The organism is Actinomadura sp. WAC 06369 (assembly GCF_003947565.1).
In the GTDB taxonomy this organism is placed as follows: Bacteria; Actinomycetota; Actinomycetes; order Streptosporangiales; family Streptosporangiaceae; genus Spirillospora; species Spirillospora rifamycini.
On the sequence record NZ_QHJN01000231.1, the window covers coordinates 1 to 9,757 of the forward strand.

The 9,757-nt window shown below is 74.5% G+C and carries 3 protein-coding genes; 1 reads left to right on the plus strand and 2 read right to left on the minus strand.

Going from position 1 to position 9,757, the window contains the following annotated elements:
- Nucleotides 1-57: 57 nt before the first annotated feature.
- Together ccrA and DMH08_RS36280 are read right to left on the minus strand one after the other, a co-directional pair.
- Nucleotides 58-1,392, minus strand: coding sequence for a crotonyl-CoA carboxylase/reductase (gene ccrA / locus DMH08_RS36275; RefSeq protein ID WP_125620690.1), 1,335 nt, complete (start codon nucleotides 1,390-1,392; stop codon nucleotides 58-60).
- A gap of 35 nt (nucleotides 1,393-1,427) precedes the next feature.
- Nucleotides 1,428-7,991: a type I polyketide synthase gene (locus DMH08_RS36280; RefSeq protein ID WP_125620692.1), complete on the minus strand. Its 6,564-nt coding sequence runs from the start codon at nucleotides 7,989-7,991 to the stop codon at nucleotides 1,428-1,430.
- A gap of 354 nt (nucleotides 7,992-8,345) precedes the next feature.
- Between DMH08_RS36280 and DMH08_RS36285 the strand changes: the two genes are divergently transcribed.
- On the plus strand, nucleotides 8,346-9,757 hold a 1,412-nt coding region (locus DMH08_RS36285), incomplete at its 3' end, for a DHA2 family efflux MFS transporter permease subunit (RefSeq protein WP_233618021.1).

Below are 9,757 nucleotides of genomic sequence, written 5' to 3' on the forward strand. Positions count from 1 at the left end.
CATCGGCGAGCACAACCTGAACCGCTTCCGCCGCTGACCCGCCCGGGGCGGGGCGGGTCAGCGGCGGAAGCGGTTCAGGTTGTGCTCGCCGATGCGCTCGCGCATCGCCGGGTCGTCGACGCCCTGGCCCTCGGCGGTCGCGCCGCACAGGACCGCGACCTTCCCGACGTGCGCGTTCGTCTGGACGGCGCGGGTCGCCTCGCCGGCCTCGTCGAGGCCGTACACCTTCGACAGGGTCGGGTGGATCATGCCGAGCGAGATGAGCCGGTTGATCTCGACGGCCTCGTGGTAGTTGAAGCCGTGCGAGCCGATGATGCTCTTCAGCCGCATCCACAGGAAGCGGTTGTCGTACTCGTGCCGGTAGCCGGTCGACGAGCCGCACGTGACGATCTTGCCGCCGCGGCGGGCCACGTAGACGGACGCGCCGAACGTCTCGCGACCGAGGTACTCGAACACGATCCCCGGGTCCTCGCCGACGAGGGAGCGGATCGCCTCGCCGAGGACGCGGCCCGCCTTCGGGTTCCGCAGGCCCTGCTCGCCGAGGTTCAGCTCGCTGCGGTCGATGATGTGCTCGCAGCCCTGCGCCCGGACGATGTCCGCCTTCTCCGGCGACGACACGACCGCGACCGGGATGCCGCCGCCGTTGCGGACGAGCTGCGTCGCGTACGAGCCGAGCCCGCCCGTCGCGCCCCAGATCAGGACGACGTCGCCCTGCTTCATCCGCGCCCCGTGCGGGCCGACGAGCATCCGGTACGCGGTGGCCGCGCACAGGGTGTTCGAGCCCGCCTCCTCCCAGGTGAGGTGCTTCGGCTTGCGGATGAGCTGGTTCGCCTTGACGATGCAGTACTCGCCGAGCGACCCGAAGTTCGTCTCGAAGCCCCACGCGAGCTGGCTCTCGCTCATCATGCCGTCGTCGTAGGAGCCGTGGTCCTCCTCGTCCACGAAGAACGGGGACAGGACGACCTTGTCGCCGGCCTTCCAGTTCCGGACGCCCTCGCCGGTGCGGACGACCACGCCGGAGCCGTCCGAGCCGAGGATGTGGTACGGGAGGTCGTGCCGGGCGCCGTACCAGCCCTGGCGGCCGAACTTCTCCAGGAACGTGAACGTCGGGACCGGCTCGAAGATCGCCGACCAGACGGTGTTGAAGTTGATCGCCGCGGACATCACCGCGACGACGCACTCGTCGGGGGCGAGCTCGGGCATCTCGACCTCGTCGACGTGCAGCGAGCGGCGCACGTCCTTGTCGGTCTCGCCTTCGAAGATCCCCACCTCGTCCTTGCGGGTGAAGGCTGCGCGGAAGCGGGTCGGAAGGTCGATCTCCTGCAGCTCGGGACCGCTGGCGCCGCCGCGGACGGCGTCGAGGAGCGGGTGGGACGAGCCGGGCTGAGCCATGGGTGTCCTCCGTAACGACGGGGTGGGGCAGGCCCTCAGCGGGCCGGGGTGGGCCGGCGGCGCGCGGCCGCGCCCGCGGCCTCCGGCGGTTCACTGCGCGGGACCGCGCCGGGCCTACGCCCGGCGAGCCGGTCCTCCAGATCCGCGGCGAGCGTCCGCACGCCGGGGGGATCCAGCAGGTTGAGGTGGTGCACGCCCGGGATCGTCACCTTCTCCAGGTCGGAGCAGAGCCCGCCGAAACCGTTCGTCCCGTCGAGCACGTAGCGGGCGTCCCGGACGGCCCAGGGCGTCTCCTCGGGCGCGTAGTACAGGATGACGCGGCCGTCGTAGGGCCCCGGCCGGTACGCCTCCAGGGATCGGGTGTCCTGGTGGGACGTGAGCTGATGGGTCAGCGCGGCCGGCGGAATGTGATCCACCAGCGGCGCCGCCCGCTCCATGACCAGCGCGAACTGCGCCTCTTCGTCCAGCCCGGACAGCTCCTCGTAGGTGAGGGCGACGTCCAGGCCGTACGTCTCGTTGATGTAGTCGGCGAACGCCGCGAACCGGCGCGCGAGCGTGTCGGACTCGTCGTCCACGGCGAGGGGGAGTCCCGCGTCGAACAGGGCGACGAACTCGACGTCGCGTCCGGCGGCGCGGAGCCGCCGCGCCGTCTCGTAGGCGAGGACGCCGCCGAACGACCAGCCGCCGAGCCGGAACGCGCCCTCGGGCTGCGCCTCCAGCAGGTGCGCGACGTACCGGGCGGCGCGCTCCTCGACGGACGGGGCGTCCTCGAACCGTTCGAGGCCGTACACCGGCTGGTCGTCGCCGAGCAGGTCGACGAGCTGCCGGTAGCAGGCGGTGGTGCCGCCCGCCGGGTGGGCGATGAAGAGCGGGCGCCGCGTCCCGGACGCCTTCAGCGGACGGACGGTCTGCCGTGCGGCCTCCTCGTCGGCGGCGCGGATGAACTCCGCGACGTGCTCGGCGGTGGGTGTCGCGAGCAGTTCGCCGCGGGTGACCTCCCGGCCGAGTTCCTTCGTGATCGTCGCGACGAGCCGGTCGGCGTGCGCGTCCGTCCCGCCGAGGTCGGCGAAGAAGTCCGCGGTGACGCCGGCCCGGTCGACTTCGAGGACGTCCTCGAAGATGCGGACGGCGAGGCGTTCGGCGGCGTCGCGGGGCATCACGTAGCCGGGTTCGGCGTTCGCGGCGGCCTGTGCGGGGGCGGGCGCGCCGGCGAGGCCCAGCTCGCCGGCCGCCCACTCCTCGAACACGTTGACGCTGGCGCCCTGCAGCAGCACGGACGCGGGGACGGTGAGGCCGAGGTCGTGCTCGACGCCGCTCTTGATCCGGACGGCGACGAGCGAGTCGAGCCCGAGGTCGGTGAGCGGCACCGCGGGGTCGAGGCGCTGCGGCTCGAAGCCGAGCACGGACGCGATCCGGTACCGGACCTGCGCGGCGATGGCCTTGCGGGCCTCGGCGGGCGGCAGCTCCTTGAGGGCGTCGACGCCCGGCCAGTCGCCGGTGTCGTCGTCCGCGCCGCCGGCGGCCTCGGTGAGCGCCGCGAAGTACGGCATGGTGCGGATCTCGGGGAACAGCCCGACCGCGGTCGCGGGGTCGAACCGCAGGACGCCCGTCGCCGGACGGTCGTGCACGAGCAGGGCTTCGAGCGCTTCGGCGCCCTCCTCGGGGCTGATCGGCTCGATGACCGCGACGGCGAGGTCGGCGGCGCCGCCGACCTGGGACCAGGTGCCCCAGTTGACGGTGGTGCCGGGGCGGCCGTGCGCCCGCCGGTACGCGGTGAGGGCGTCGATCGCGGCGTTCGCGGCGGCGTACGCGCCCTGCCCCGGCGAGCCGAGCAGCGCGGCGGCGGACGAGTGCATGACGAGCCAGTCGAGGTCGAGGTCCCAGGTGGCCTCGCTGAGCCGCCGGGCGCCCTCCACCTTCGCCGTCCACACCCTGTGGAGATCGTCCGGTCCGAGGTCGGCGATCAGCCGGTCGTCGATGGCGCCGGCGCCGTGCACGACGCCGCGCAGCCGCACGCCGCCCTCCTGCGCGACCCGCACCAGCCGCTCGGCGGTGCCGGGCGCCGCGATGTCGCCGAGGACGATCCCCACGTCGACGCCGCTCTCGCGCAGCCGCGCGATGACCTTCTCGGCGGCGTCGTCCGGTCCGCGGCGGCCGGACAGCACGATCCGCCCCGCGCCCCGCTCGGCGAGCAGCCGCGCGGTGACCAGGCCGATCCCGCCGTACCCGCCGGTGATCACGTACGCGCCGCCGCGCCGGACGATCCGCTTGCGCTTCGCGGGCGGCTCGGGCGCCGCGCCGGGCGCGAGCCGCGCGACGTACCGGACGCCGCCGCGCCACGCGACCTCGCGGGCGTCGCCGTCCGCGAGCAGTTCGGCGACGAGGTCGGCGGGCCGGTCGACGTCGACGTGCGTCGCGCGCTGGACCGTCCGCTCGAACGCCAGGACGCGGGTGAGCGCGCGGACGAACCCGTGCGCGGGCTCGCCGGCCTCGCCGTCCAGGACGGGGACGGCGGTGCGGGTCGCGACGTAGAAGCGGGGGCCGTCGGGGAGGGTGCGGCTGATCCGCGCGACGGCGAGCACGAGGTCCTCGTCGACGAGCCCGGCGGACGGCACCAGCACGACGCCCGCGACCCGGTGCTCGTCCATCGGGTGGTCGTCGGGCGGCGCCGCGGTGGGCCGGTGCCGGATGACGGTGCGGCCGCACTCCTCGAGCCCGGCGGCGACGGCCGCGGCGAGCGCGTCGTCCTCGTCGGAGAGCAGCAGCCACGCGCCGCCGTCCTCGGGGGCCGGGCCGGGCGCCGCGGTCTCGTCCCAGACGACCTCGACGAGCTTGTCGTGCAGGGGGACGGGGACGTCGGGGCGCTCGGTGCGGCGGAGCACGATGCCGGTGGCCTCGAGGAGCACTTCGCCGCCGGGGCCGTGCAGGACGACCGTGCCGAGCACGCCGTCCTCGCCGTGCCGGGCGGTCGCGCGGACGCGGCCGCCGCGGTGCGTCGGGCCGTGCACGCGCAGGCCGCCGATGGTCTCGGCGAGCCAGACGCCGTCGCCCGCGAGGGCGGCGGCCTCGGCGGACAGGACGGCGAGGCACCGGTCGAGGACCTCGGGGTGCAGGCGGTAGTGGCGGCTGCCGCGCTCGGCGGCGGGCACCTCGGGCAGGCCGCCGGTGTCCGCGGCGGGTTCGGCGGCGGGCGGGCGGTCGTCCTCGCCGACGTCCGCGCTGGCCAGCCGGGTCCAGGTCCCGGCGGGCGTGCGGGCGTGGATCTCGACGCGCTGCTCGTCCTCGGTCCAGGTGGTGGTGACGGTGGTGTGTTCGGCGAGCGCGAGGGGCCGCTCGATCCACAGGCTGTTGACGCGGACGGCGCCGGTGCCGAGGGCGCTCGCGCCGGCGGCGAGGGCCATCTCGGCGTACGCGGCGACCGGCAGCACGGGCAGCCCGTGGACGGCGAGGCCGGCGAGCCACGGGCGGGCGGCGAGGCCCACGTCGGCGCGCCAGGCGTGCCGGTCCTCGCCGGGCAGTTCGACGTGCGCGCCGAGCAGCGGGTGCTCGTCGCGGCCCCGGTCGGCGCGCGCGGACAGGTCGACCCAGTGCCGCTCGTGCCGCCACGGCGAGGACGGGACGTCGGTGATCGCGCCGTCGGCGGGCGCGGCGACGGCGAGGCCGTGCGCGGCGAGGCGGGCGAGCTGCGCGTGGAAGGTGACGGTGTCGTCGGTCTCCTGGCCCTTCGGCGCCCGCTTGAGGGTGTGGGTGACGAGCGCGCCGCTGCCGTCGAGGGTCTCGCCGACGGCGTGCGCGAGGATCGGGTGCGCGTTGACCTCGACGAACGTGCGGTGCCCGTCCTCGGACGCGGCGGCGACGGCGTCGGTCAGCCGGACGGGGTTGCGCAGGTTCGCGGCCCAGTACCCGGCGTCGAGCGTCGCGTCGGCGGCGGAGACGGCGCGCGGGTCGTCCAGGGCGGTGGTGTAGAGGACGATCCCGTCGGCGAGGGGCGTGCCCCGTTCGGCGCCGACGCCGGCGAGCAGCTCCCGCAGTTCGGGGATCAGCGGGTCGACCTGCGGGGAGTGGCCCGCGCCCTCGGCCTTCACCATGCGGGCGAGGCGCCCTTCGGCCTCGGCACGCTCGACGATCTCCGCGACCTGGCCGGCGTCGCCGGTGACGACCGTCTGCTTCGGCGACGAGTGGACGGCCGCGTACACCTCGGGCAGGTCGCCGGCGAGGCGCCCGACCTCGGCGGCGGACGCGCCGAGCACGGCCATCGCGCCGCCGCCGACGAGGCGGGTGAGGAGGCGGGACCGGCGGCAGATGACGCGGACGCCGTCCTGCGGGGTGAGCGCCCCGGCGACGACGGCCGCGGCGACCTCGCCCATCGAGTGGCCGATGACCGCGGCGGGCGTCACGCCGTAGGACGCCCACATGCGGGCGAGGCCGAGCTGGATCGCGAACAGGACGGGCATGGTCTCGGCCGGGCCGCCCGGTTCCGCGCCGGATTCGAGGAGGTCCCACAGGGCGGGGCCGCCCTCCTCGGCGAACAGCCCGTCGAGGTCGTCGATGGCCTCGGCGAACGCGGGCTCCTCCTCCAGGAGCCGCCGCGCCATGCCCGCGCGCTGCGCCCCGTACCCGGAGAACACCCAGACGGGACGGCCGGGCGTGCCGAGCGCCGAGCCGGTGACGACGCCCGGGTGGGGGCGTCCCTCGGCGAGCGCGGTGAGCCCGTCGACGAGCCCGGCGCGGTCGCGGGCGGCGACGGCGGCGCGGGCCCGGCCGCGTCCGGCGCGGCCGTGCAGGGTGCGGGCGAGGTCGGGGAGCGCGGCGGCGGCGCCGGCGTCGGTGTCGCGGAGCCAGGACGCGAGGGCGGACGCGTGGTCGCGGACGCGGTCGTCGGCGGTGTCGGAGAGCGGGAACGTGCGGACGGCCGCGGGCTGGACGCGCGGTTCGGGCGCCGGCGCCGCTTCGAGGACGACGTGCGCGTTCGTCCCGCCGAACCCGAATCCGGACACGCCCGCGCGGGCGGGGCGGCCGCGGTCGGGCCACGGCGTCTCCTCGTCGACGACGCGCAGCCGCAGGTCGTCGAACGGGATGTGCGGGTTCGGCTCGCGGTAGTGCGCGCTCGGCGGGATGGTCCCGTGGTGCAGCGCGAGGACCGCCTTGATCAGCCCGGCGACGCCCGCGGCGGACTCCATGTGCCCGAGGTTCGACTTCGCCGAGCCGAGCAGCAGGGGCTCGTCCGGGGCGCGGCCCGCGCCGAGGACCTCGCCGACGGCCTTCGCCTCGATCGGGTCGCCGAGGAACGTGCCGGTGCCGTGCGCCTCGACGTAGTCGACCTCGCGGGTGTCGATCCCGGCGGACGCGTACACGTCGCGCAGGAGCGCGCGCTGGGCCTCGGAGTTGGGGGCGACGAGCCCGTTGGAGCGGCCGTCGGAGTTGACGCCGCTGCCCCGGACGACCGCGAGGACGCGGTCGCCGTCGCGGAGCGCGTCCGACAGCCGCTTCAGCACGACCGCGCCGCAGCCTTCCGCGCGGACCATCCCGTCGGCGGACGCGTCGAACGCCTTGCAGTGCCCGTCGGCGGCGGTGCCCCCGGCGAGGTCGAACGTCATCGTGACGGTCGGGGACAGCAGCAGGTTCACGCCGCCCGCGAGCGCCACGTCGGCCTCGCCGCGCCGCAGCGCCTGCACGGCGAGGTGCGTCGAGACCAGCGACGAGCTGCACGCGGTGTCGACGATCATGCTGGGGCCGCGCAGGTCCAGCAGGTACGACAGCCGGTTCGCGATGATGCTGAGCGCGGCGCCGGTCGCGGTGAACGGCTCCAGGGCGGCCGGGTCGGACGCGGTGAACGCCGCGTACTCGGGCGCGGACACGCCGACGAACACGCCGGTGCGGCTGCCGCGCAGCGACGCCGGGCCGATTCCGGCGTGCTCGAACGCCTCCCAGGCGACTTCGAGGACGAGCCGCTGCTGCGGGTCCATGACGGCGGCCTCGCGCGGCGTGATGCCGAAGAACGCGGCGTCGAACGCGGCGACGTCGTCCAGGAAGCCGCCGAGGCGCGTGGTCCGGGCGAGCAGGTCGCCGACCTCGGGGGAGCCGTCGTCGAACGGGTCCCAGCGGCCGTCCGGGACCTCCCGGATCGCGTCGCCGCGGCCGGTGAGGAACCGCCAGTAGTCGGCGGGGCCGGTGAGGTCGCGGTCGCCGCCGGGGAAGCGGCAGCCGATGCCGACGACGGCGATCGGCTCGTCCGCGGCGGGGGCGGGCGACGGGGCGGCGGGGCCGGACGGCGCCGCCGGTGCGGCGCTCGCGGCGGCGGCGAGGTCGGCGCCGGACGCGAGGGCCGCGGAGAGCTTGTCGATCGTCGGGTGTTCCCAGACGAGGGTGGCGGGGAGCGACCGGCCGAGCATCTGCTCGAGCTCGCCGGCGATCGCGACGGCGTCGCGGGAGGCGAGCCCGAACTCCTCGAGCGGGCGGTCGGGATCGATCTGGTCGGCGGTGGTCCGGGAGCGACGCGCGATCTGCTCGATCAGGTGCCGGCGAATCGAATCCTCGCTGATCCGAGCCCGATCCTGCGGGATGTCCCGCGCGGCTCCGGAACGATCGTTGCTTGACATGCGGTGGGTTCCCCCCATGAAACCGGGATCGTTCATCGAAGCGAGGGACCCACTTTGTCCCACTCTGCCCGGCTCACGATGCGCACCCAGACCACTTTTCTCCGCAGCCACTTGTCACGGCGATGACAAGACTCGGTAGTAACCATTGTGGCCTGATGGGATAGTTGAGACGCCCATCCGACAGATGTGATGGGTAACGAGGAATGAACCAAAAGTAACAATAGTCGCGACACATTTTAGGGGGTAGCGGCCGATTTCCCGCGCGCGGGGGAGGTCGCGCCGCGTCCACCGTTGACCCGGGGCAGATACCGATGGGCGCTGGCGGTCGTCGCCGTCAGCGCATTCATGATCACCATGGACAACACGGTGGTCTTCAACGCGCTGCCCACGATCATGGCCGACCTCGACATGTCGGACTCGGCCAAGGACTGGGTCGCCACCGGGTACATCCTGATGTTCTCGTGCCTGATGATCGCGGGCGGCCGGCTGACGGACGTCTACGGCCCGCGGCTCACGTTCACGTCCGGCATGATCGTGTTCACCGCGGCGTCCGCCGTCTGCGGGCTCGCGCAGTCCACGGACGTCCTGATCCTGGCCCGCATCACGCAGGGCGCCGGCGCCGCGCTCGCGCTGCCCGCCACCCAGGTCATGGTCACCGTCGGGCGCACCGACAAGCAGCGCTCCATCGGCAACATCGTGTGGATCGCCGCCGCGTCCAGCGCCACCGCCCTCGGCCCCACCATCGGCGGCATCATCGTCCAGCACTGGCACTGGGGCTGGATCTTCCTCATCAACATCGTGCCCGGCGTCCTGGTGATCCTGCTCGGCATGTTCACCCTCACCGGGCACGGCGAGAACAAGGACGCCCGCGTCGACCTGCCCGGCGTGCTGATCTCCGCGACGATGCTGTTCGCGTTCATCTACGCGCTGGAGACCGGCAACAAGCACGGCTGGACCGACCCGTCGGTGCTCGCCGTCTTCGCCCTCGGCGCCATCGCGCTCGTCTGCTTCGTCATGGTCGAGAGCTGGGCCCCCGACCCGATGATCGACATGCGGTTCTTCCGCAACCGCGTCTTCACCGGCGGGCTCCTGTCGCAGATGCTCTACGGCATCGGCTTCAACGGCATGATGTTCTACTCCGCGACGTTCCTGCAGCGCTTCCTGGACTTCTCGCCGCCCCAGGCCGGGCTCGTCATGCTGCCCCCGGCCATCACGATCATGGTGCTGACGCCCGTCGCGTTCCTGCTCGCCGCCAAGATCGGCCCGCGCCCCGCCATCGGCGGCGGCATGGCGCTGATGGCCCTCGGCATGTTCCTGTTCTCCACGATCCAGCGCGGCGACGGCTACGCCGACCTGATGCCCGGCGTCATGCTCGTCGGCGTCGGCGCCGCCCTCGGCATGCCGCTCGTCATGTACGTGCTGAAGGCCGTCCCCGAGGAGCGGGCGGGCGTCGCGAGCGGCGTCATCAACGTGATCCGGGAGGCGTCCGGCGCGTTCGGCATCGCGATCGTCGGGCTGCTCATCCACAGCGTCCCCGCCGAGGGCGCGGGCGCCGCCGAACTCGAGACGTTCCGCGCGGGCACCTCGTCCGGGCTGATCCTCGGCGCGGCGCTCGTCCTGGTCGGCGGGCTCATCGGCGGCCTCACCCTGCCCAGCCGGCGCGGCTGGCTCGGCCCCAAGCACGGCAAGCAGCGCCCGCTCGTCGCCGACCCGCCGCCGCGCCGCCGCCGCACCCGGACCGCCGCGCCGCCCCCGGTCCCGTCCCC

What these genes read in the sequence shown, in the direction of transcription:
- DMH08_RS36280 (WP_125620692.1), bottom strand. Translation starts at nt 7,991, where the DNA reads ATGTCAAGCAACGATCGTTCCGGAGCCGCGCGGGACATCCCGCAGGAT.
- ccrA (WP_125620690.1), bottom strand. Translation starts at nt 1,392, where the DNA reads ATGGCTCAGCCCGGCTCGTCCCACCCGCTCCTCGACGCCGTCCGCGGC.